The sequence below is a fragment of the Pedobacter namyangjuensis genome (assembly GCF_003313325.1).
Lineage (GTDB): Bacteria > Bacteroidota > Bacteroidia > Sphingobacteriales > Sphingobacteriaceae > Pedobacter > Pedobacter namyangjuensis.
The window spans coordinates 751,516-777,256 of the sequence record NZ_QMHQ01000003.1 but is presented as its reverse complement, the minus strand read 5'-3'; the positions used below and the strand labels follow the sequence as shown (position 1 = coordinate 777,256).

14 protein-coding genes are annotated in these 25,741 nt (G+C 36.7%); 6 read left to right on the top strand and 8 right to left on the bottom strand.

What is annotated here, in order from left to right:
• Positions 1–112 precede the first annotated feature (112 nt).
• Both DUT69_RS15215 and DUT69_RS15210 read left to right on the top strand, forming a co-directional pair.
• Positions 113–2,002: a DNA topoisomerase IV subunit B gene (locus tag DUT69_RS15215; RefSeq protein WP_113654092.1), complete on the top strand. Its 1,890-nt coding sequence runs from the start codon at positions 113–115 to the stop codon at positions 2,000–2,002.
• 124 nt (positions 2,003–2,126) lie between these two features.
• The gene (locus DUT69_RS15210) at positions 2,127–4,283 is read left to right on the top strand and encodes a hybrid sensor histidine kinase/response regulator (protein WP_113654091.1); all 2,157 of its coding nucleotides are present in this window, start codon (positions 2,127–2,129) and stop codon (positions 4,281–4,283) included.
• A 2-nt stretch (positions 4,284–4,285) separates the two neighbouring features.
• On the opposite strand, the gene DUT69_RS15205 is transcribed toward DUT69_RS15210, so the two are convergent.
• The 3 genes from DUT69_RS15205 to DUT69_RS15195 are packed head-to-tail and all read right to left on the bottom strand — an operon-like array spanning position 4,286 to position 12,558.
• On the bottom strand, positions 4,286–5,278 hold the full coding sequence (locus tag DUT69_RS15205; RefSeq protein WP_113654090.1) for a YihY/virulence factor BrkB family protein: 993 nt from the start codon (positions 5,276–5,278) through the stop codon (positions 4,286–4,288).
• A gap of 4 nt (positions 5,279–5,282) precedes the next feature.
• Positions 5,283–7,583, bottom strand: coding sequence for a translocation and assembly module lipoprotein TamL (tamL, locus tag DUT69_RS15200; RefSeq protein WP_113654089.1), 2,301 nt, complete (start codon positions 7,581–7,583; stop codon positions 5,283–5,285).
• Positions 7,567–12,558 carry a translocation/assembly module TamB domain-containing protein gene (locus DUT69_RS15195; RefSeq protein ID WP_113654088.1) on the bottom strand — a complete coding sequence of 1,664 codons (4,992 nt, stop codon included), beginning with the start codon at positions 12,556–12,558 and terminating at the stop codon, positions 7,567–7,569. The genes tamL and DUT69_RS15195 overlap by 17 nt, the downstream gene beginning before the upstream one ends.
• 157 nt (positions 12,559–12,715) lie before the next feature.
• On the opposite strand from DUT69_RS15195, the gene DUT69_RS15190 reads away from it, so the two are divergent.
• On the top strand, positions 12,716–13,204 hold the full coding sequence (locus DUT69_RS15190) for a cytidine deaminase (protein WP_113654087.1): 489 nt from the start codon (positions 12,716–12,718) through the stop codon (positions 13,202–13,204).
• Here the strand turns inward: DUT69_RS15190 and DUT69_RS15185 are convergent.
• Both DUT69_RS15185 and DUT69_RS15180 read right to left on the bottom strand, forming a co-directional pair.
• Positions 13,193–14,323, bottom strand: a complete 1,131-nt coding sequence (locus DUT69_RS15185) for a M50 family metallopeptidase (RefSeq protein WP_113654086.1) — start codon at positions 14,321–14,323, stop codon at positions 13,193–13,195. The two genes, DUT69_RS15190 and DUT69_RS15185, sit on opposite strands and share 12 nt — an antisense overlap.
• A 48-nt stretch (positions 14,324–14,371) precedes the next feature.
• Positions 14,372–15,403 carry an LLM class flavin-dependent oxidoreductase gene (locus tag DUT69_RS15180; RefSeq protein WP_113654085.1) on the bottom strand — a complete coding sequence of 344 codons (1,032 nt, stop codon included), beginning with the start codon at positions 15,401–15,403 and terminating at the stop codon, positions 14,372–14,374.
• A gap of 693 nt (positions 15,404–16,096) precedes the next feature.
• On the opposite strand from DUT69_RS15180, the gene DUT69_RS15175 reads away from it, so the two are divergent.
• The 3 genes from DUT69_RS15175 to DUT69_RS15165 all read left to right on the top strand — a co-directional run bounded on the left by DUT69_RS15175 (position 16,097) and on the right by DUT69_RS15165 (position 21,131).
• Positions 16,097–19,045: a DNA gyrase/topoisomerase IV subunit A gene (locus tag DUT69_RS15175; RefSeq protein WP_113654084.1), complete on the top strand. Its 2,949-nt coding sequence runs from the start codon at positions 16,097–16,099 to the stop codon at positions 19,043–19,045.
• Between the two features lie 384 nt (positions 19,046–19,429).
• On the top strand, positions 19,430–20,059 hold the full coding sequence (pnuC, locus tag DUT69_RS15170; RefSeq protein WP_113654083.1) for a nicotinamide riboside transporter PnuC: 630 nt from the start codon (positions 19,430–19,432) through the stop codon (positions 20,057–20,059).
• A gap of 1 nt (position 20,060) precedes the next feature.
• Complete coding sequence (locus tag DUT69_RS15165; RefSeq protein WP_113654082.1) at positions 20,061–21,131, top strand: acyl-CoA dehydrogenase family protein; 1,071 nt, start codon at positions 20,061–20,063, stop codon at positions 21,129–21,131.
• Positions 21,132–21,162: 31 nt separating this feature from the next.
• On the opposite strand, the gene DUT69_RS15160 is transcribed toward DUT69_RS15165, so the two are convergent.
• The 3 genes from DUT69_RS15160 to DUT69_RS15150 all read right to left on the bottom strand — a co-directional run bounded on the left by DUT69_RS15160 (position 21,163) and on the right by DUT69_RS15150 (position 25,734).
• Positions 21,163–22,635 carry a hypothetical protein gene (locus tag DUT69_RS15160; protein WP_113654081.1) on the bottom strand — a complete coding sequence of 491 codons (1,473 nt, stop codon included), beginning with the start codon at positions 22,633–22,635 and terminating at the stop codon, positions 21,163–21,165.
• A 107-nt stretch (positions 22,636–22,742) separates the two neighbouring features.
• Positions 22,743–24,575: a Xaa-Pro dipeptidyl-peptidase gene (locus DUT69_RS15155; protein WP_113654080.1), complete on the bottom strand. Its 1,833-nt coding sequence runs from the start codon at positions 24,573–24,575 to the stop codon at positions 22,743–22,745.
• 118 nt (positions 24,576–24,693) lie between these two features.
• Positions 24,694–25,734 carry a hypothetical protein gene (locus tag DUT69_RS15150; RefSeq protein WP_113654079.1) on the bottom strand — a complete coding sequence of 347 codons (1,041 nt, stop codon included), beginning with the start codon at positions 25,732–25,734 and terminating at the stop codon, positions 24,694–24,696.
• Between the last annotated feature and the right edge of the window lie 7 nt (positions 25,735–25,741).

Here is a 25,741-nt window from a genome sequence, read left to right as displayed (position 1 = left end):
TATAACTTTAATGCGTCATCCGGAGAAACGAAGGATTGCTTTTGAAGAAACTGAAGGTAGATTCTTCGCAATGCTCTGAATGACAAAGTGCTAATGACAAAATTTTAATATTATGGCAGAACCGATTTATAATGAAGACAGTATAAAATCACTTGATTGGCAAGAGCATATCCGTCGTAGACCGGGAATGTACATTGGTAAATTGGGAGATGGTTCTGCACATGACGATGGAATTTATGTACTCTTGAAAGAAATTATGGATAATTCCATCGATGAGTTTATGATGGGTGCCGGAAAAACCATTGACATTAGCTTACATGAACACAAGGTGTTGATTCGCGATTACGGACGTGGAATCCCTTTGGGTAAAGTAATTGATTGCGTTTCGAAAATGAATACTGGCGGTAAATATGATAGCAACGCATTTCAAAAATCTGTTGGTATGAACGGTGTTGGTACCAAGGCCGTTAATGCTTTGTCGACCATTTTTATTGTTCAAAGCTATCGCGATGGAAAAAGTAAAAAAGTAGAATTTAGCAAAGGTTTAATTACCACTGAGCATCCAGAGATAGATACCACACAACGTAATGGTACTTCGATTCAATTCTATCCGGATGAAACTATTTTTAGAAACTACCATTACATTCCGGATTTTGTAGAAACCATGATCTGGAACTATGTGTTTTTGAATACTGGTTTAACCATCAACTTTAACAACCAAAAGTATTTCTCAGAAAGGGGATTGTACGATTTGTTATCAAAGCAAAACAAGCCAGAGGAAATTCGTTATCCAATCATTCATCTAAAAGGACATGACATAGAGGTAGCAATGACTCACGGTCAGCAATATGGCGAAGATTACCACTCTTTTGTAAATGGCCAGTACACCACGCAGGGCGGTACACACCAAGCTGCATTTAGAGAAGCCGTAGTAAAAACCATCAGAGAATATTACAATAAAGATTACGATGCTTCAGATATTAGAGCTTCAATAATTGCAGCAATTGCCATAAGAGTACAAGAACCAGTTTTCGAATCTCAAACTAAAACCAAATTAGGTTCAGAAAGAGTTGCACCTGAAGGGCAAACGGTTAGAACTTTTGTTAACGATTTTCTTAAAAAAGAACTAGACGATTATTTGCACAAGCATAAAGAAGTTGCAGATGCTATTGAGGCTAGAATTAAACAGTCTGAACGCGAACGTAAAGATATAGCAGGTATTAAAAAATTGGCTAATGACAGAGCCAAAAAAGCTTCGTTGCACAACAAAAAGCTAAGAGATTGCAAAGTTCATTTTAATAGTAACCACGATAAACGGTACGAAACAACTTTGTTTATAACAGAAGGTGATTCTGCATCTGGATCAATCACAAAATCTCGTGATGTAGATTGCCAAGCAGTTTTTAGTTTAAAAGGTAAACCATTGAATTGTTATGAGCTAACCAAAAAAGTAGTTTACGAAAATGAGGAGTTTAATCTGTTACAGCATGCTTTAAATATTGAGGATGGTTTGGAAGGTTTGCATTATAATAATATTGTAATTGCTACCGACGCAGACGTAGATGGCATGCACATACGTTTGTTAATGATGACATTCTTCTTGCAGTTTTTTCCGGACTTGGTAAAGGCTGGGCACGTTTACATTTTGCAAACGCCTTTATTTAGGGTTAGGAATAAAAAAGAAACCATTTATTGCTATAGCGATGAAGAACGCAGAAATGCGATTGAAAAATTAGGTGGTAGGCCAGAAATTACCCGTTTTAAGGGTTTGGGAGAAATTTCGCCTGACGAGTTTGGATTGTTTATTGGCAAGGATATAAGACTTGACCCTGTAATTTTAAAAGAACAAACTATTAAAAAACTGCTCGAATATTACATGGGCAAAAATACACCAGAAAGACAGCAGCACATTATTAGAAACTTGCGTATAGAAAAAGATGAGATAAAAGATGACATGGATATAAAAACTGAGGGAGAAACCACAGATCTGGAAGTTGCTTAGTTTTTAAAAAATTAACTTTTAGGCAATAAAATTTTGTGTATCATTGCATATCCCTATTTGTTATTTAAAATGCCCTAAGTGTATACTTTAGGTAATAGTTTTACATTGCAAAATAACGAATAATATGCCTTCTAACGCTGCCAAAAACCCATCTACTCGTTACGGTCTACTGGTTTTTCTTATCCTTTCCTTGTTTTTATGCGCTATATTTTTCTATATCCGCAATAACAAAAATCAGGTTTTAACAGACGATATCAATGAGCTGGTAAGCCTTAAAGAAGACTATGCACAAATAGATTCTTGCATTATTCTACTTTACAATGCTGATAATAATTCTAGGCTTTTTGCGGTTACCGGAGAGAAATCCTACATCAAAAAATTTAGTAGCGAAATAGCTTTCGTTTCTACCATTTTAGATAATATTAATCGCTCTGCTGAAGAAAGAGAAAAGGTTAATCCGCAAAATATTAGAGGATTGGTCGATCAAAAAAGAACAAGGACAGAACTTTATCTTAAGCTAAGGCAACTAACAGATAGTTTAATTTACGTGTCTGCTGGAATAGATACGGCAACAGATAGAACTAAAATTGGATTAGGTAAGGAAGTTACCTACAGCCAGTTTAAAACGATGATTACCGTAGACACCATCAGATCAGGACCAAAACCTGTTCAGGAGAAAGGTTTGCTAGGCAGGTTAGGTGATGCGCTATCTAGAAAAAAGCGAGAAGCAAATGCCGTTGCAGATACAACAGTTACTATAGTTAGAAAAGAAACCAAGTTGGATACTTCTTTGCAAAGTAGAAACTACAATAGGCTTCAGTTGCGAAATATGAACAACTATTTCCGCAATTTGTATAATGCAAATAATATGCTTAAACGAAACGAAGTTGTTATCCTTCAGATAAATAATAGGATAATTACCGAAATCGTAAACCTGTTGCAAAGCTATAAAAAGCGTGAAATTAAATTTGCTGCAAGTTCAAGAAATGATCTAAACGAAAATATACAAGGCACATTTAAGAGTATAGACAGAATTGTGGTGTTTAGTATTGGTTTGCTGTTAACACTTGTGGTTGCAATTCTGTATAACCTTTATAAAATCTTTAAAAATGAGGGCGAATTGGTAAATTATAGCCAAAAAGCGTCGCAGTATGCAAATTCTAAAAGTAGGTTTTTAGCTAACATGAGTCATGAGATTCGGACACCGCTCAACTCTGTAATTGGATTTTCTGAGCAGTTGAGCAAGGGTGATTTGAACGAGCAACAATCAGAGCAGGTAAGTGCCATAAGGAGCTCGTCGGTAATGTTACTGGATGTTGTTAACGACATTCTAGATTTTTCTAAGTACGAAACCGGAAAGGTAAATTTCGACAAAGTTTCTTTTAAGCCTTATGATGCTGTAATGGATGTATTTAACAGCATCGGAATCCAAGCCACTAATAAAGGAATAGCGCTGAAAAAAGATGTGTCGTTTCCAGAAAATTTATGTTACAATGGCGATTCGCTACGCTTAAAGCAAGTTATCATGAATTTGCTGAGTAATGCGATTAAGTTTACAGACAATGGTTCGGTAACTTTGAAGGCAAGCGTAATTCCAGGAACTAAAAAACAATCTGTTTTAAAAATACAAATTGTAGACACGGGGATTGGTATTGCACCAGAGGATCTTGATTTGATATTTGACGAATTTGCGCAGGTTTATTATTCTTCTACCAAAATAAAGCAAAAAGGAACTGGTCTCGGCTTAGCAATTTGTAAGAAGATTGTAGAGTTTCAAGGCGGTAGGATTGGTGTAACCAGCGAGCTGGGCAAAGGTTCGGTTTTTTCATTTGAAATTCCCTATGAAATTTCTACGGCAGAAAACAATAAAGAGATTGTAAAGGCTGAAGTTGTAAATGCAGAAGGTTTAGTAGGTAAAAGAATTTTGTTGGCAGATGATAATAAAATGAACATTCTACTAGCCCAGACTGTACTCAAAAAATATAAAATGGCTAGCGATGTAGCTTACGATGGCGTACAAGCATTGGCCTTATTTGAGCAAAACGACTACGATTTAATTCTTACTGATATTCAAATGCCGGAAATGGGAGGCGTGGAACTGACAAGATTAATTAGGGCTTATAAAAATCTCGAAAAATCTAAAATACCTATATTAGGTGTTACTGCAAACGTATTGCAAGAGGATAGAGACAAGTACATCGATTCGGGAATTAATGATCTAGTGCTTAAGCCTTTTTCAGAAAAAGAGTTGGTAGATAAGATCGCATCGTATATTTTGTAGTGTTAACTTTCTGGAATATCGATAGTATCTTCTGGATGTTGCGGAGGTAAAACTGCCACTTTCTTTTCTACAACAATTGTTTTTAAATGTACTGCATATTTTGTAGGCTGTATACCATCTTCATATTTTTCGGCATAAACCTGCGTAAATTCTGCCCCAAAATATAAAATGATAGATGTGTAATACACCCATAATAAAATAATAATAATAGAGCTTGCGGCACCAAAAACAGAACCTGGATTACCTTTTTCTAAATAAATTCCAATTAGATATTTACCTAAAGAGAAAAGCAGAGCGGTAAATGCAGCGCCAACAAAAGCTGTTTTCCATTTTAAAATTACATCTGGTAAAACTTTAAAAATAATAGCAAATATACCGGTTACTACAGCAAAGGTTAAAAGGTTATTTATTACCAAAACCAATAGGGTGGTTGTTTGCGTAACTTCTGGTAAATACTGGCCAATCTTATCGCCTAAACTTAAAACAACACTATTAATTACAAGGGAAACCAAGAGTAAAAATCCCATTGAAACAATTAGCGAAAATGAAATCAATCTATTAGAAATCATTTTCTTCCAGCCGGTTTTTGGTACTGCTTTAACTTTCCAAATCAAATTGATACTATCTTGAATTTCTATAAAAATAGCAGTCGAACCTATAATTAACGTAGCTATACCAATGATCAAGCCTAGCGTACTTTTTCCCGTTAGGTTCGCGTTGGCAACAAAAGTTTTTAAAGAATTAGCGGCATCTACACCAACTAGTTCACTTATTTCGGCAAAAAGTTGCGTATCTGGGTTAAGCTTATCGCTAAAAAATAAGCTTGCTGCCGCGATGATGATAATTATAAGCGGGGTTAAAGAGAAGATGGTATAGTAGGCCAGGGCAGCACTTAGTTTCATCACCCTATCTTCTACAAAGCCTTTTCCTGCTGCGATAAACAAATGATAAGTGCTAATAAGAAATGATTTCGTTTTCTTTAAAATAATGCTCATATAATTAAAACGGATAGCCGATGCCGATGTTTAAAATAAAATTCTCTCTACGCCAGGTTTTACTCCCGAAGTCAATGTCATTTAGCACCCAACGCTGACCACTAGGAAGGTAAGGTTTTCTGATTGGAAAGGCACCATCTAACCTAATTACAAAAATGGTTGCATCAACACGCAGACCAGCACCTGTACCTACAGCAAGTTCGTTAAAAGTATTTTTTAATTTAAATTCCGACCCAGGTTTGTTTGGATCTTCTTTTCTTAGCCAAACATTACCAGCATCAACAAAAACAGCTCCATGTAATACGCTTACAATTTTAAACCTAAGCTCAGAATTAAGCATTAGCTTAACATCACCACCTTGATCTGGAAACACTAAAGTGGGATCTGCCTGATAAGTTCCTGGTCCTAAAGATCTTGCTCTAAACGCTCTGATATCATTCGTTCCGCCAGCAAAAAACTGTCGAATGAAAGGTAGGGAAGTCGTATTTCCGTAGGCATAACCATACCCCATGTTTAACCTATTTGCCCAAATTAAATTACGGGTTATTTTGTAATAGTCTCGTAAATCTGCTTCTAGCCTTACAAATTGTGTTAACGGGACATTAAAAATTGAACGTTGTCCAAACTCGTCTTTAGGTACAAACGTACCCCATAAGTTACCACCGGTTTCTACACTTCCATAAAAATACGTATTGTTTCTGCGGTTTTCTTGCATTTGGTTGGTATAGGTAAAGTTATAATTACTACCTATAATTAACTGTTGTTGCAAAGTATATTGTAGGCCAGGATTTTGATCATACAACCTTCTTAATGCACCAGTATCAGTTTCTGATGGCCTAACTAAATTTACAGAAATTGGGTTAAAGTTGTGTTCTTTAAATTGATTTTCTTTCCAGTTGTAACCAAATTCTCCTTTGAAAGAGTTTAACCTATAAACGGTATCCCTACGTAACAATTGGTAAGATAACGATGCGATAGTTTTCGGAATAAATGCCGTTGTACTTTTTGGCTTGTAAAAAGGAACTATAAACTGAGGGAAAGTTAGTTTTCCTTGTAAGGTTAACGAAAACGAGTTTTGTGCTCTAGAACCAACCGGCGCACTTACTTGGGTTTCGAATCCGCCTGATGCACTGATATCCAATTGTTCTGCACCCCTAAATAAATTACGTGTAGTTTGTGTAAGTTTTACCTCAGAACCTACAAAGTTGTTGCTTTTTTGAGTTCCTGTTACCGAAAAAGTTAGCGAGTTTTTCTTTAGTGGAGTTAAGAAAATATTTAAATCAAGCTGGTTGTTTTTAAAGCTGTCAACTGGCAAAAATTCTGCCCTTACGTCCTGAAAAGCGCCAATGTTAACCATTCTGTTTAAAGACAAATTATGGTCTTTACGGTTATAAGTCTCATTCTTTTTAAAGAAAATCAGGCGGTCGAATACTCTTGGTTTAAAAGTATTTCTATCATCGTAAATGTTAAAATCGTTGTAAACAGTAGGGGTTAAAGTCCTTAACGTACTATCTCTGCGTAGGTTGTAATTGGGGTAAACGTTAATGTTTTTTATAGTGTAAGGTTTTAAACCCGCTTCTGGAGCTATAGTTTTTACAGCAATATTAATATCAACTAAGTTTTTACCAATTGTACTATCAACCTGTACAATTAAATAATCGGGGCTAAAATAGAAGTAGCCACTTTCTTTTAAATCATTGTCAATTCTAATACGTTCGTTTTTATAAGTATCTAAGTCGTAGAAATTACCGACTTTTAATAAGGTATTTTGCTTGTTTATGTTAATTACGTGGGTTAAAACTCCCGTGTCTTTTGGAAAAGTTATTGAGTTTATTTTATATCTATCGCCAGTATTAGCGGTATAAACAGCTTTACCTTTTTTACCTTTAATTACGGTGTCACCGGTAACTTCAGCCTGCAAATAACCCTGACTAATTAGATAACTTTTAAGTACATCGTTATTAAATTTAAGCTTCACTTCGCTCATTAAAACTGGTGCTTCACCAATTTTATTTTTTAACCAGTTTCCAATTCCTTTTGGTTTAACCGAATCACCAGCCAAATTATATAACTGCAATTTCCATTTTATGCCTAAAAGCGATTTGTTTGGACGAGGCCTTGTTTTACTTTCTAAAGTAGTTTTAACTTGTTTTTCGTCTTTAATTCTTCCAGAAGAATCTGGATTGATTTTTACCTCGGCACCAGTATATAAATATTGCCCTGGTTTTAGCTTTCTGGTGCTACTACAGCCAGCTAAAATTAAACAAACAATAATTAAGAGATATGTTTTAGTTAGATGATTCATTTTTTGGCTTCTGTTCTAAATTTTGTCTGTTTCTTTTTCCTCTACTTTGGAATATTTCCCTAAACCTGTTATAGTCTACAACAATGGTAAAACCTAATCCGGTTTCAATAACCTGTGCTTCAATAATTCCTTCGGTTTGGTTTCTTCTGTAAGCCCTTAATCTGTAACGTCCATCTGCAGAAAGTGCATATTCTATATTTACGTTACCAGCAATATTTGAAGAATTTGTATTAGCGGTTTTCGGGCCTTCTAAGGCAAATGAACTACCAACCGTAACCGTTAATCTATCGTTAAGGAGCTTTTTCGAAAGTCCTACTTCTAAATCTGTTCTTTGTTCCAACTCTCCTGTCGAGTAATCCTCTGAGGAGTTTACGCCAAAGTTTAAATCTACTCCTTGAATTAGATCTGACGCAAGGTTGTTCAACTGCTCGGTTAATAATTTACTTACACTTGATCTGGCCAATGTAGAAACACCGCCACCACCGCCAGCTAAACTTTGGAAAGGGTTATTAGCTATAAATCTATTTAACGCCAAAAGCGCAAATACCTGTTTATTAAGCTCGCTCTCATCTCGGTTTATAATTTGCAAACGAGTATAAGATTGGCTACCAATATCGCCACTTCTTTCGTTTTCTGGTAAATCTAATCTAAAAGAAATGGTTGGTTTAAGTAACTCATCTTTCATCATTAAATAAACCTGAAAAGGAAGTTTGGTTTTAGCTTGTACATTGTCTGGCTGGTTTAGCAAATCAATCGGCGCAGCATTCACTTCATAAAGTGCAGTTAAATTTACAGTTGCTGCGGTCGGTTCGCCGGTCCAAAGTATTGTACTACCACTAACTAATCTAAATTCTCTTTTTAATGGACCAACAGAGAGATTGTAAGATCCATCTACAACTTGATAACGACCAGTTAAACTGATTTTTCCACTCGGATCCATCGTTGCATTTAAATTAGCATCTCCTTTAATATTCAATGCATCTCCGTTTGATGGATCTACAACCACATTCAGTTCAGCCTCAGGGTTTATGGTAATATCGGCTACCAAATTTAAACCAGTGATAGGAGACTTGCTAACGCTATCTACGTTTAATGCTTTTTCGCCGTTAAATGGTGGTGCATCTGCATCTATAAACTGCACAATGCCTTCTTGATCTATAATTGATGGATCGCTGCTTGGTAACGCAAAGAAAAACTTAGTTCCCTTATCAACAGTAACCCTCATGTTAACATCCGGTTGGTTCAAATCTCCACGAACTTTAATGTTACTCGTAAGGAAGACCGTTCCGTAAATCATGTCATTATCTTCCGAAGTAGAGTTTAATGCTCTAAAGTTGTCGGTAGTTATGTCCAACCCGAACCTAATGTTTTTAAAATCGGTAGTGTAAACCATACCATCTACCACAGCTTTTTTATTTAACGAGTCTACCAGAGTAAATTTGTTAAATCTTATGCCTTGGTTAGTAAAGTCTATTTGCTGGTTAGGCATGGTAAAATAAGAGTTGATGTAGGCAACATTAAACGCAGCATTGTTGAATTTAACAGCACCCAAAACTTTCGGAGCAGTAGGTTCGCCCTTTACAGTAAGCTCTCCGGTAACTGTTCCTTTACCTTGTCTAATTTGCCCCATACTTACGCTTTCAATTTGCGTTAAATCAATTTTATTAAGGTTAACTACCAAATCTAAACCAGCATTCGGCGCTGTGTAGTAAAACCCTTTTACGCCAAGTTCATGTACGCCTTCCAATTTTGCATCAACCTCAAAAGCATTTTCTGTATTATTATTAACCAACACGCTTAAGTTGCCCAATTCGTCCTTTTGGTAGCGAAGTTTGGTTATTTTTATATCGCCTTCAAATTTTGGTGTGCCAGCTAAATCTTTAACATCAACTGTACCGTTAATTGCGCCACCAACCAAAGCGGTGTCTGTTTCTGCAAACTTCATTAGGGTTTCAATCTGGAAATCCTTAAACTCTACTTTTAACGGAGAATTTGGTGTAGTCTCAGTACTGTTTATACTTAATAATTGAGAACCCTGACTTAAATTAAACTGATTGGCTAATATTCCAGATTCGCCAAATTGTATATAGTTTTCTGGCGCAACTGTCCATTTCTCGTAATCTAACAAAAGTTTGTTCGGGTCTATGTTAAACCTAAAGTTTTTGTCTATAGATTTAAAAATTCCACCAATTACGTATTTGTCTTTTCTTTGCCTATCCCTTAGAAATACATTTAGGTCTAGTTGATTATTGGCCGCTGCACCAGAGATTTCAGTGTTAAACAACGCAATCGAAGGGCTAAGTACACTTTTGACCAATAAATTGTAATTAAGCTTTTGGTTGTTATTATCTATCGCAAGGCGAATACTGTCCACGTTATAATCGCCATACACAACCTTCGGAAACGACGCATTCATTAACAAGCTGTCTTTTTGCGTATCAATTAAACCGTTGATTTTTGAAGGCAAAAATGTAGTAAGCTGAGGTACAAAATCTTGAATGAACTTAGGGTTATAGATGTTAACTGCAAACCTAAAACGTTGGTCTTTTATAGTCGTTACCTCACCAAACTGGTAGTATTTATTAATTTGGTTGATTACGGCCGAACCAATTTTACTTAACTCGTATTTTCCATCTAGCTTAGCAGACAAAAGCTCCGATTTTAAATTTAGGCTGTTCGAAGTTTCGTTAGAAATTGCTTTAACCTGTATTGTGTCTACATTAAATCTCCTACCATCTTTTACCAGTTGTAGTCCGGTGGCAAATACCTCTCCATTTAAGTAATCTACATCAGCAGTGCTAATATCTGCGTTTATTTTACCGGCTAATTTTAGTTCTGTAGTGCTAAAGTTAAGCTTTTGTAAGTCAATTTGCTTCAAGTCTACATCGGCAACAACGCTAGGATATTTGCCTGCTAAATTTGCTTTCGCAGTAAGATTAAAATTAGCGTTGGTATCTGGCATATTTCCTTTTACAGAAACCGTCTCATTTACATAACCGCCACTTAAGGTTAAATTTCTGTAGTTATACTTGTTGTAAACTGCGCTAAGAATAGTTGCATTAAACTTTGCGTTTATTTTCTTAGCATCTAAACCGGTACCAACAACGTTAGCTTTTGCAGTAACTCTACCTATTGTAGCCTGTTGTTTTAGAAGCTTGCCTACGTTAAAATTTTTCAGATCTACATTTGCTTTATAGCTTTCTTTGCCTTTAGGTCCGTTCAATGTGGCAGCTAAAACTGCAGAACCCATATCAGTTTGAATATTGAAATTGGTTTTAAAATCAGCCATTGAACCTACAAAATTTCCCCGGGCGCTAATTACATTTGGCAATTCGATACTCGGCGGTAGCGACTTTCTTGGCACTGCAACCAATAGATCGCTTTTGGTAAGGTATATCTTTTTTATATTTAGATTCAAATAGGTTTTGTTGATGTCTGGCAAACCTTTAGCTGTGCCACTAATGTCTATTTGCGTGCTTTTTAGACCTGCAATTTTAAGCTCTGGAATATTCAGGTTGTTCAAATAACCATTAACGTTAGCGTTAAGCGTAATTTTTTCATTCCTGTAGTTTGCTGGAATAGCGTCGCTGAAGAAACCGGCATCCTTTAAGCCGATAACAGTATTTTTAAAGCTTAAATTTAATTTCACTCGTTCCGGATGTTTGGTTAAATCATCCATAGAAGTAAAGTTTAGCTCGGTTGCATTGTCTATGCTCGTGTTTGGCGTTTTAAGTACAAAATTGGTTAGCTTAATCTGTTTATCGTTATAGACCGCATCGCCACGCAAAGCGGATAATATAAATCCACTTTTATCTTTCAACGAGCCATTTTTCACGTTAGCGGTAATTCCTGCGCCGCTATAATTAACATTGCCAGCGCCCAAACTTAATTCGGTAATTTTTAGGTGGTTAAAATCTATACCTTTTGCAAGCGGCTTGGCACCTAAATTATCAAACTGTATATTGTTATTTGCCAGAGAAATGTTTTTGATGGCTAATGCTAAAGGCGACGCTTCTTTAACTACGGTATCTTTAACTTTACTCAAATCATTGATAGGGGCGGGCTTAAAAGCAAATAAAATATTCGAGTTGTTAAGCTTTGCATCATCAACATCGTATTTGCCATTGGCCAAATCAACTTTTAGCTTTACTAAGCCAAGCTCGTTTATTTTAGCAATAGCTTTGGTAGTAGATAATTGATCATCGTAATTTACATTTACATTGTTGAAACTAAATTCATCAACCTCAATTAAAGGAAGTGTTCCTGTTTCTTTCTGCGCACTATCAACACTGTTGGTAATATGTTGTACCAATTGCGTTAAAGGCTTTTGTTGTAGATAGCTTAACGAAGTGTTTTTTAATTCTAACGATTTTATAGCAAAGTGCTGTTTTTGCAAATCAAAGTCTCTGATTTTAGATTTAAACTCACCTAAATATAATTTAACATCGTTACCTGCAACATCATCACGGTAGGTAATACCAATGTCGGTAAATAAGATTTTATCAATTCTAAATTTCAGTGCAGATGTGCTATCGGGATTTACTTCTTCAGGCTTTTTCTCTTCGGACATAAATGCATCTACCAAAAAAGAGAAGTTAAATGTAGTATCCGGATTTACTCTTTTAACATTTGCCCGTATATTTTTTAGTTCAATGTAATTTACTTCAACTGTATTTTTGAGTAATTTAAAAAGACTAATATCAACCTGCAGTTTTTCAGCATAAAGCAAAGTATCACCTTGTCTATCTTCGATGTAAAATTTGTTTAAAACAACGTCTTTAGGTAGCGCAATCTTTACGCTTTCTAATCTAACCTCGGTTTTAGTCTTGTTCTTTAGATAGGTAATGGCTTTGTCTTTTACAAAGTTCTGAACGGCAGGTATGTTTAAAGACAATGCAACGGCAAGTACCAGCACAATTATACTGGCAATAATCCAAAGCAATACTTTTAAACTTTTACGTAAAATCTTCTTCAAGCGATTAGAATTTGAGATGGTAAATGATGTTTTTAACTAAAACTATGCCATAGCGCAGTTAATTTTCAAACAAACAAGTATTTAAAATGTTCATTATTTTTTTCAGAAAAAATAGCTTAGGTTTATACCCCGCCAATAATTTTGGCATTTAAAATTTATGACTACACAAAGTTTTACAATAAGTTACGAAACATTCAATAATATAAGCGAGCTAAGCGAAGCAGATCAAGTTTTATGCGCTAAGGCAGAACAAGCTTTAGCTACTTCGCATTCTCCATATTCTAAGTTTAGAGTTGGTACGGCAATAGAATTGTCTGATAGCAAAGTTGTTTTAGGAAGCAATCAAGAAAATGTTGCCTATCCATCTGGCTTGTGTGCGGAACGCGTTGCACTTTTTACCATTGGCGCAAATTACCCTGATGCCATAATTACAAAAATGGCAATTACCGCACAAACGGACAGTTTTAAGATTGAAAATCCGGTTACGTCTTGTGGTGCTTGTTTGCAAGTATTGGCAGAAAGTGAACAAAGACAAGAAACACCAATAGAAGTATTATTTTATTGTCTCGGCGGTAAGATTATTAAAGTAAAAGGCGTAAAAAGTCTATTACCCTTTGTTTTTGTAGAAGAACGTTTAGGAAGCTAAGGCAATTTCTGTTTCGAGTTTAGCTAGTTTTTCTCGCAAAGCGATGGCAAGACCCTTATCTATCATATTGTCTAGCTCTTTATAAGCCACTTCAATTTTCGTAGTTGCGAGCTTTTTTTCGTTTTTCAGCAGGGCGATGGCTGCTTCGGTTGCAAAAACTTGTGCTTTCTGCGTCATTGCAGATGGTGTATATTTGCTCCAATACCATTCAGCTTTTTCTAAATCTTTTTTGGCGAATCCGTAGAAAAATGCTGCGTCGATCCAAACACCGCTATTTATGCCTTTGGGCATGTCGTCTACAAAGGCTATATGCGCTAATAAATGTTCTTCTGCAAGTTCAATTTCGTTTTTATCAAATGCTACCTGATGGTAAAATCCGGGAATATAAATTCTGAAAGGCGCATGTAATTTGTCGCCTAAAATTTTCGCTTCTTCTAAATCTTCTAAAGACATTAGTTTTGGTCTAACGCCACTTGTTGCGCTTGCCAACAGTTTCAAAATTAGCGCTTCAAATTTTGCTTTATCGCCACCTTGCAACATGCTTACAATTCTTGCGCCATCTGATGCCAAACCACCAGCGTTATAGGGTATTGCTGTTGTTACCATAATGATAAACGACAAAATGCCGATCATCACCAATAAAAATTTTAGGTTTACAAAAGATGAACCACCAGCATGCAGAGCGTAGGCAACAGCCAACGCAACTATCGACAGAATTAAACTTGCCAACGGTCCGCCGCCGGCATACCATGCAAATTTTTTGTTGATATTAGTTGATGATGTAGGTAGGCAGATTACTAAACCACCTGCCGTATTAATATTGTTATTCCATTTAAATTTCCAACCAGATGCTTCTTTGTTCCATAAAAATGGTCCAACTACATATGTTCTAAAATCAAATTTTACCAAAACCCCAGCAATTGCATGGCCAAGCTCGTGTATACCAATTACCACAATAAAAACAGGGACGAAAAATGCCAACATGTAAACAATGGTGCCTTTTGGTATAGAAAAAGCGCCTCCAAGTTTACCGATAAGGTAACCTGCAGAGGCGCCTATTATTAAAAATGCTATAAAAAAAAGATATTTACCTAAGTTGTTTTTCTTTTTTGTTCCCATAATTAGCTTTACTTAAGAGGCTAAAAATAGTACTATGTTACGGTTTTTCTATTTTTTCAAAGCTTTTCGTACTGCCGGAGCAATTTCATTTCCGTAAATTTCTATCGATTTCATCATTCTCGCATGAGATGGTGCACCGACATCCATGTGTGCAGAAAAGCGTGTTAAACCGAAGTTTTCTTGCATAGCCAAAATTTTATCTATGGCTTCATTTGCATCGCCGATTATTAATGCGCCATTTTTACTTCTGCCAGCGTCAAACTGACTTTTTTGATATGGAGGCCAACCTCGAGATTTGCCAACACGGTTCATCTGTGCGCCATATAAAGGATAATAGTAATCTGCTATTTCGCTACTGTTTTCGCCAAACAATGAGTGCATGTGTACACCAACCTGGAATTTCTCTGGATCGTTGCCATAGCCATCGTATACTTTTTTATAGTATTCAAAAAGGGGTTTAAATTGCGACGGCTCGCCGCCAATAATTGCAAACATTACCGGTAAGCCAAATTTGCCCGCTCTGTGTACAGATTCAGGTGTTCCGCCAACCGCAACCCAAATTTTTAGATCATTATCAATCGCACGAGGCAACACTTGCTGATTAGTTAATTCTGGCCTGAATTTACCTTTCCAGCTGATTTTTTCTTCGCTGTTTATTTTTAGCAATAAGGTTAGTTTTTCTTCGTACAGTTCATCATAGTCTTGCAAGTTGTAGCCGAAAAGAGGAAAAGATTCTATAAAACTTCCGCGACCGGCCATTAATTCTGCACGGCCATTAGAAATCAAATCTATAGTTGCAAAATTTTGGTAGAGTTTAACCGGATCTGATGAACTTAAAACCGAAACAGCACTACCCAATTTAATATTTTTAGTAACCGTAGAAGCTGCTGCTAAAATAATTTCTGGACTAGATACCGCATAGTCTGGTCGGTGATGTTCTCCCATGCCGAAAAAATCCAGACCAACTTGGTCCATTAATTTTATTTCTTCTATAATTTCTTGTAGCCTTTGCTGAGCCGGCTGTATATTGCCATTTGCGTCAACTTGCAAATCGCCAAACATTCCAATACCTAGTTCCATATTCTTAATTTTTAACAAAGTTAATTGTTGTAGCGTTTAAAGATTTTGATGTATGATAAGAAATTTGTTGCTTGTTGGTTTTGTTTATGATGAATCGGGATTTCGTTTTGCTCAAGTTGTTCTGCTCTTCGCGATTTGTAATCACGCAGTATTATCGCTGAATTTTAATCCGGTAATGTTTTGAGGATTTCAAATCCTTAGATAGGGATTTCAGATTGCAAATCTGGAATAGCAGGTTTTGCAAGTGTGGGATAACTTAAAATTCAATTTTTCTGTAGCATTACGATACCCAATCGAGTTGGGTATGACGCAAGTATTTGTGGCTCTCTCTTCGCGATTTGTAATCACGAAGTATTATCGCTGAATTTTAATCCGGTAATGTTTTGAGGATTACAAATCCTTGGATAGGGATTTCAGATTGCAACTGGAATAGCACTTTAATACTTTAATAATAACAATTTTTCTATATAAACTTTGCAACTGCGAATAGGAGTACCAACTTTATTTTTTAGACCTGATGGAAGCGAGCACGAAGTAAAGCGTACAGCAGGAGTGGCTTTTGAATGAAATTACTGCTCTTGTTCTTCAAAATCTACACTTTTGTAGTGGAAACTTAACAGTCTGTTAAAAACTTCGTTGGCAAAATCTGTTTGCAAGCGTTATATTTACGCATCCCAAATACTTTTATAGCGAATGAGTGAAGAATTAGAAAACAATTTAAACGAAGATGCCTTGCCGGCTACGCCGGAGAATAAACATTCGGTTATTCCAATTAACGGACTTTATGAAAACTGGTTTCTTGATTACGCTTCTTATGTAATTTTGGATAGGGCTGTACCGCACATTAACGACGGTTTAAAGCCTGTTCAGCGACGCATTATGCATTCGCTTAAGGAAATGGACGATGGACGTTTTAATAAAGCGGCCAACGTAATTGGGAATACGATGAAGTACCATCCGCATGGCGATGCCTCTATTGGCGACGCAATGGTACAAATTGGACAGAAAGATTTGTTAATAGATTGCCAAGGCAACTGGGGCGATCCGGTTACTGGAGATAGCGCTGCTGCACCTCGTTATATAGAAGCCAGACTTTCGAAATTTGCAAATGACGTTGTTTTTAATGCCGATACCACTATTTGGCAACTGAGTTACGATGGCAGAAATAACGAGCCGGTTACTTTACCGGTTAAATTTCCGCTGTTGTTGGCGCAAGGAGCCGAAGGTATTGCGGTTGGTTTGGCAACTAAGGTCATGCCACATAATTTTGTGGAGCTTTTAGATGCATCTATGGAGATTTTAAAAGGAAATAGAAGTAATATTTTGCCAGATTTCTTTACCGGAGGTATGGCCGATTTTTCTAACTACAACGAAGGCATGCGTGGTGGAAGGATTAGGGTTAGGGCAAAAATTACCGAAAAAGATAAAAAGACTTTAGTAATTACCGAGGTGCCATATAGCACTACTACGGGTTCAGTAATTGATAGTATTTTGGCCGCCAATGATAAGGGCAAAATCAAAATAAAAAAGATTGAAGATAATACGGCAGCTAATGTTGAAATTGTTATTCAGTTAGCACCCGGAATTTCGCCAGATGTAACCATTGATGCGCTTTATGCTTTTACGGCTTGCGAGGTTTCCATCTCACCAAATACCTGTATCATTAAAGAAGATAAACCGCATTTTTTAACGGTTAATGATATTTTAGAGCAAAACACCAAGCATACCAAACAGTTACTAAAACAAGAACTGGAGATTCGTTTGCACGAATTGCAGGAGAAAATTTTCTTTAGTTCGTTGTTAAAGATCTTTATACAGGAAGGCATGTATAAAAATCCTGAGTATGAAAATTCGACTGATTTTGATGGCGTGGTAACGGTGCTACATTTGTTGTTCGATCCGTTCAAACCATCGTTATATAGAGAGATTTTACCAGAGGATTTTAAGAAACTGATCGATAAACCGATGAGTAGCATCACCCGTTTTGATGTGAAGAAGGCCGACGAGCAGATGAAAAATCTGGAGGATGAGATTAAAGTGGTTAAAGGTCATTTACGTCACTTAACCGATTACGCAATTGCTTGGTTTCAGAAACTGAAGGACAAATATGGAAAAGGCAGAGAACGTAAAACGGAAATTAGACTTTTTGATAAGGTAGAGGCCAGTAAAGTTGCTTTAGCCAACGTTAAACTTTATTTAAATAGGGACGACGGTTTTATTGGAACCGGACTTAAGAAAGATGAATTTGTTGGCGACTGCTCTGACATTGACGAAATTATTGTTTTTAGAGAAGATGGTAAGTGTATTGTAACCAAAGTTGCTGATAAAACCTTTGTAGGTAAAAATATTATTCATGCGCAAGTATTTAAAAAAGGCGATGAGCGTACAGTTTATAATATGGTTTACAAGGATGGGGCTAGCGGCACAAGTTACATTAAGCGTTTTTCTGTTTTAGGCGTAACACGCGATAAGGAATATGATTTAACAAAAGGAAGCAAGGGCTCTAAGGTGTTGTATTTTACGGCCAACCCCAATGGCGAGGCAGAGGTGATTAACGTACAGCTAAAACCACATTCGAAATTAAAAAAACTACAATTTGATATAGATTTTGCAGAAACTGCCATTAAAGGTAGGGCATCGCAAGGTAATATTGTTTCGAAATATCCGGTTAAAAAGATTTTATTGAAGAGCAAGGGAGTTTCTACCTTATCGGGATTAAAAATTTGGTACGATGAACTGCTTAAGCGTTTAAATGTTGATGGCCGAGGCAAATATTTGGGAGAATTTGATGGCGACGACAAAATTTTGCAGGTTAACGCTGCGGGTTGGTACGAGCTTACTTCGTTTGATTTGACAAATCACTTTGATCCGGGTATTGTACTGATGCAAAAATTTGATCCTGAAAAGGTTTTTGGCTTGATACATTACGATACGAAGGCTAAAAATTACTTTGTAAAAAGGTTTGTTTTTGAAATGCAACCGGCAGGAAAAGAAGTTAGCATTATAAGCGACGAGCCAGGATCGAAAATGATTTTTATTACCGGCAAGTCGGATGCGCAGGTTCAAATTGATGTAGAAAAAGGTAAATCTAAAACACCAGAAACATTAGTGGTTGATTTAGCTGGTTTGATAGACGTAAAAGGTTTAAAAGCTAACGGGAACAGAATATCTCAGCATGAGGTGAAAAATGTTTTTTTGGTTGATGCAACACCAGAAATAGGGATGGAGGTTGTAGAAGAAATGGTTGTGGAACATGTAGAACCTACAGTTGCCGAAATAGATGACGATACCCAAAACTTCACCGAAGACAATACTACTGAGCCTGCTAAAGCAAAGGCTAAATTCGAAACTGTTGAAAAGATAGTGGTTGAAGAGGTGGTTCCGGAAATAGTTGAAGAGGTTGAATTACCGGAGATAAAAATTGAAGCTGAGCCAGTTAAGAAAAAACCTGTTTTTAAATCTGAAACGATAACTCCAAAAGCTGATGTTGTAAAGGAAGTTGAAAAACCAGAGGTTAAAAAAGCAACAGAAAAGATCGAACAAAAAGCTGAAGAGCCGAAGCCTGTCAAAAAGATAGATTTAGAAATTACCAATCCAGATGATATTAAAGTTGACGATAAAGGGCAATTAGGTTTCTTTTAATTAACTATAACACCACATAGAGGAGCAGAATGAAGAGTATTTTTCTTCATGGCTAAAAACTATGTTTCTATGTGGTTTATTTTGATGCTAAAATCAATATTTTAATAAAATCTTAATTTTTAGCTATTAAAAACTATATTTGTCGCACTCAAGGGGTGCTGGCTTTAGCAAACTCAAATGCAACAAGCCGGCTGAGATTACACCCATTTTAAAGGAGAAGGTAAAGAAGGTAAAAAGGAAGGGAAAACCCTCGACCTTAAGCCCTGTAGCCATTAGCCTTTAAATGTACCTGATCTGGATAATGCCAGCGTAGGAAGAGGTTTAGGATTACGGCTGTTCTGCCCCTGCAACAGTTTTTATTTAGTGTTAGCAGAAAAATTATTAATGGAAAATCTTTTGGATTGGTTGGCCTTGTTGCAAAACCAGATTTTAGCTACTTCTTTTTTGGAGTGGTTGGCCGTTGGCTTTGGTGTATCAGAAGTGTTGCTAGCCAAGCGCAACAATATCTTGCTTTACCCTACCGGGATTGTGTCTATTGTTTTATCGATGTATTTATTATTCAATGCACAACTTTACGCAGAAGTTTTACTGAGCTTGTATTATTTAGGTATGAGTTTATATGGTTGGATAATTTGGAAAAAACGAAACAAAAATCACGTTGAGTTGCCTATTTCGTGGACCACAAAAAACGAGATGACCACCGCTATACTTATCTCTGTTGTTGGCTACTTCCTATTGTATTTCATTTTAGTAAAATTTACCAACTCTGATGTGCCTATTTTAGATGCTTTCATTGCATCTACTGCATGGGCGGGAATGTGGTTGTTAGCTAAACGGAAAATAGAGAATTGGATTTTCTTAAACATATCAAACATCGTAGCCATTCCGCTAAAATTTCATAAAAACCTCCCGTTAATGGCAATGTTAACCATCTTTTTATTTGCGGTTGCCATTTTCGGTTTCATAGAATGGAGAAAAATTTATCGAGAACAGCACACGCCAAAACTTGCCTAAAATGGAATTGAATTGGAAAGATAAAGTAAAAGAACTAGCGTCAGCTTCTGAAGAATTGGGAACCCTACATCCAGAAATTCTGGAAATTGCCTACCAACAAGAATGGTTTAAATTATATGTACCCACAAAATACGGTGGGCCAGGTAAGTTGTTGCCAGAAATTTTAAGATTGGAAGAAGAGCTTGCTTACCTAGACGGAAGTTTAGGTTGGACAATAACTTTATGCAGTGGCGCAGGTTGGTTTGCTGGCTTTTTAGATCCGACCTTGGCAAATGAGGTATTTGCAGATAGAACTGTTTGTTTTGCCGGAAGTGGCGCAGTTGGCGGTACAGCAACCGAAACCAAAAATGGATATATAATTAATGGACACTGGAAATACGCAAGCGGTGCATTACATGCAACCATATTTACAGCAAATTGCAAAATGCTAACTGCAGACGGTTCCACAATGTTATCTGCCAATGGGGAAGAAGTGATAAAGTCATTTATCTTGTTTAAGGATGAAATAAATATTTTACCGGGTTGGTCTTATTTTGGTTTGGTGGCGACGGGAAGTCATGCATTTGATACCGAAAATTTGCTAGTACCAAAAAACAGAACTTTCGAGATAAATAAGGAAATAAAAGTAGATATTCCTGGTTTTGACTATCCATTTTTACAACTGGCAGAAACTACTTTAGCCGTAAACAGTTGCGGAATGGCTAAAAGATTTCTGGAACTAGTACAAACATCATTTTATGAAAGATCTGGATTAAAACGTTACAGCGAAGACCAAATAGTTTTCTTCGAAGCTGAATTTACGCGGTGCAAAAGTGAATTTGAAAACGCTAGAAAAGATTTTTTTGAAGTTTTTGATTTATCGTGGGATAGTTTGATGAACAAGAAAAGCATAGAGGCACATTTATTAACAAGTGTAAGCAAAACTAGTAGAAAATTGGCCCACACGAGCAGAGAAGTGTGTGATACACTTTTTCCATATTGCGGCTTGGAGGCGGCAAAAAAAAATACAGAGATAAATCGCGTTTGGCGAGACATACATACCGCTAGTCAGCATGCGCTGTTAACATTCTAAAAATTAAAACCGGCTCTTGGCCGGTTTTAATTTATTTAAAGTATTCGTATATAATGTTAAGTACATATGCTTCACCATATTCATCATTGTCTCTTTTGCTAAAACTCTTAATGCTAATCGGCTTTCCGTTAGTAATAACGTATTCAAGTTTTGTAGACTTGCGGCTATTTATTTCTTCAAGAACAAGATTTTTTTCGTCGTTTAATTTGTAAGTTATTTCAGACTTGTTGCTTTCATTCTCATAAGAGCGAGTATTGGTTAAGGTTAACGGAAGTTCCCAATTGGTATTGCTATAGCAAGTTTTTAGGGCTAGATCCCGTTCGTCTTGATATTCTGTTACACAGAAATTCGAATTTTTAGAGAGTTTTATATCAGCTCCATTGTTCAAAGTCATATTAGCATAGTTTTCCTTACTGATATTAAATCTTTTTACTTCAAAAAACATTCTATCAACCATTTTATTAACCTTTAAATATTGTTTTTCTTTAATGATAACGGTATCTCCTTGATAACAAAAGTTAATCGTGTTTTTGTAACGATCTATGGCTTGATAGGGTAGATTATCTTTATAGGTAATTACGGTACTATCACTTCTTTCTTTTAGCTGTACAAACTGACCTTTATTATTCAATTTAAAAACAACTTGCTTATTCGCTTCCTTAGCAGATTGAATAGTTATTTTGCTCACTTTATCAAAGTTGAAAAACTGAACAGGCAAAATCGTTTCATCAAAAATTTCCTGCTGTAAAAGCACATTCATGTTGCCTGCAAAATTTGGTGATGGATTTTTCGTTTGCTGAAATTTAACTACTGCAATACTATCTTTAGCGAAATTGGAATAATAAGAAGATGTTTTTTTCTCACCGCGAGCGCTCGCTACAGTTTCAGTTAACCTTGCCATGTCTTTTTTGCTAACTATGCTGTCGTTTTCTTTGCCACTCCAGTACAGAAAACCTTCGTGCCTTTCACCTCTGTCTAAAAGGCTAAGTATTTGCTTTTTGTTAGGTGTAGTTATCAAAGTACTTCTGTACACATAATGATAACTAAAGTCTCCCTCCGGAAAATTTTTTCTCAATTCTTCCCATTCACGCTTACCTAGTCCTTGCAATGCAAAATAGTTATTTGTTAAATCCTTTTCGGTGGGCTGTTTTCTAAACGTTCTACTTTGTCTATCTGCCATCCATTTAACATCGTAAATTATAATACTAGGCTTGTTAGCATCCAATGTTAAAGTGTCGCAATCTTGGCAAATCATGCTTTTTTCAAATTTGCTGACACTAGGGTCTGCCATTATTGTTGGCCCATAGCTTACATCTGGTTTAGGCGGGTTAACGGTTTTCACTTCCATTTGTTTTGGAACGGGTGGGGGAGGTGGAACGTTATAAATTTTTGGCGGTTTTATTTTTGGCGGATTTGATTTTTTTACCGGCGTTTTTTGTTGTGCTAAAGCTACATTAGCAACAGACAAGCAAAAAAATAATAGGAGTAGGTAGGTTTTCTTCATGCAGATAAACAAGAAAAAATCGAGCCAAAACGATGATTATCTATTCTCTGCTAATTTCAAAAAAAATGCTCCGAGATTTCTCGGAGCATTTTTTTATTTAAGGTTTATTATTTTGTAGCCTTTTCGTAAGCACTCGAACCGCCTACTACGGGTAATGTAAGTTGTGATCCGTTTAAATCTATCGAAATTTCGGTTCCAGCTTTTGGCCAAAGTGTAAATTCCTTATCGCTCGAAAATATCATTAAAGCAATTTGTTTTCCCGCTGGGATAATTTGATCGTCTGGCTGTAAGTCGAAACTTAGCTCATAGAACTTTCCGGGAGTTAAGGGTGCACTTTTGGTTAACGATTTATAGTTTTGCGGATCGGCCCAACCACGGGTAATTACATTATCCATTAGTTTCACTTCTTTTCCTTCGCTCCAAGGTAATGCTACTAACCAAACCGAAAAATTTGCTGCAGGTTTACTGCTGGCCAATTTAACTTTAATTTTTGCAAGGCCTGATAGGTGAAGTGCTTCTTTTAACGTTGGACTAACATATAAAAGCCTATGATCAGATTTTTCAGCTTTTGCCAAATCACTACCAGAAAATGAAACATCGTCACTTAATTTTTCTGTAGCTTGTTTTGTTGTTTTTTCTGTAGAAAGTTTGCCATAATTATTTCCGCCATTACCTAAAAATAATTTCACGTCGCTAGCAGCTGGGTTTGGATAATTTGCATAAGAAACCGGATTAGAATTAGGTTGATTTTCCCTTACAATCCAAGCTTTTGGTTCCTTTTCAACTCCATTTTCCACATCATACAAAAATCTGGTAAACCATCTGTTCATCATTTTCAATGGTGGTGGTCCACCATGCCCTTGTTGGTGGTAATAGATCTGAACAGGCAAGCCCTTTGCTTCTGCTGCTTTATAAATACGGTAGCTATGCTCGGGCATCACATTCCAATCGTTAAAACCGTGCGACATTAATAAGGCAGCTTTCATCGGCTTCATGGCATTTAAATAATCTCTTCCAGCCCAAAAGTCGTTATAATCGCCTGTTATGCGGTCCATACCCTTGGCCATTTCACCATCTCTAATAGTTTTGTTGTTGTAAGCTCTCTTGTCCTCAGCACCGCTGTGAATAAAATCATAAAGTACATCCACATCCTCACCTAAATATCCGCCGGGATTTCTAACTAAACCATTAGAGCGATAATAATGATAATAAGATGTATTTGGCGCAACAGGTATAATTGCTTTTAAACCTTCAACGCCAGTTGTAGCTGCAGCAAGAGGAAGCGTGCCATTGTAAGAGGTGCCTGTCATACCCACCTTACCCGTGCTCCAATAAGCTTTAACTTTTTCATTTCCATCTGGTGTGGTATAACCGATGTCTTTTCCAGATAGCCATTCTATTACAGCTTTTGGTGCTAACGATTCGTTAATACCGCCAACGGTCGGAGAACCTTGCGAAAGGCCTGTGCCAGGCGATGAAGAATGTACAACTACAAAACCTCTTCTTACCCATTCTCTAATCAATGAGTTCGAGATAATTGGTCGTTTACCCACACGCTTTACCTCAGGATGTACGCGTGGCACCGTGGTAGCTTCGCCAACTTCGTGTTTCACATCCCAGAATAAACCTTTAACATCGCCAGCAGTACCTGCAAAGTATGGGCTGGTTTCGTAGATTATAGGAAGCTTAAGGCCTTCTGTTTCTGTTTGGAAAGGACGGGTTACGCTTACGTGCATACGATCTAGCTTTCCGTCACCGTCTGTATCAAATGTAGTTTCTACCCAAAGGTCATGACGAATCCATTTGTCTGGCGTTTCAAAAGCACTAACAATTTGTGCCTCGCCATCTTTAATTATTGGTTTCGCTTTTTCTTGGGCGCCAGCCGTAATAGCAAGCAACAACGCAAAACACGCGGTCAGGTTATTTTTTATGTTAATCATGTTAATTGTTTAGGTTTTTCTACCGTTATAATTACCCTAAATATAAAAAATCACCACCTATAAAAGCATAAGTGGTGATTTTCTATCGTTATTTTTACGCTGTTGGCGTATGTTTATATTATTGGTATTGAATATAACTTGGTATTGGCTTAAGTTTCATCAACTCTTCAGGTGTCATTAACCTGTTCGGCGCTTTTTTCAAATCATTTTTGTAAAATAATTTAAATCCGGTAAACTGAACTGGTTCTCCAAAAATAAAATGTCTGTATGTGCCCAGTTTTAAATCTGGTTCGCCCCAACCATCCATGTGCATAACAATTTGCACTTCTGGTCTCAGTTTAATGCTTTGGTAGTTAGTAACCATTTTTTTAGTAAAACGGTGCACAACAAAAACTTTTGGAGGCAAGTTGTATTTCTTTACCATGTCTGCTAATAAACCAGTTACATAGTTTAAATCTGCTGCATCGTAAGTTCCAATTTTTTTACCAGGTAATGATCCATCTTTCATAGAAAATTCTGGGTCGATACCTAAATGCACATTTGGCAATTCTAGGTATTTCTGAATATGAGGAATCTCTGCTTTAAGGTTACTTAGCGCAACTTGCAAATCTAAAAATACAATGGTGTTTGGTTGCATTTTAGCAATTTTTAAAACAGAATCAATTTGCTTGTTACCCATTCTGTTAATGTATTTACCATCTTTACCTGGGGTGCCACTTGCTACTGCTGCAATATAGTGTAAACCAACTTGCACAGGCGTACTCGGATCTACTTTCTCCCAACGTTTTACTTCTGCATTTAATTTTGCCCACATTTCCTTCGGAGCATACTCGCCTAAAGCCCCCATTTTTTTAGAATGAAGATTTCCGTAGTAAACCACAATACGCTTAAACGGCAGAATTGCACCATCAAGTGGGTAAGGTTGGTTTTTTACCGGCCATTTGCCTGTAGTATCGCCGTTGGCTAACTTTTTAATTATCTGATTGTATTTTGCAGTATCAACAGGAGTACGTAGGTTTTCCTCTTCGGCAACTTTTGTAGTGTCGTTGGCCACGGTTTTTCCATCGGTACCTTTCTTAGCTTCGGATGTGCAGTAGGCGAAAGTGCTTATGGTTGCAACACCAATAAGAACTGCACCGGCAATTTTAGTAAATTTCATTAGCAGA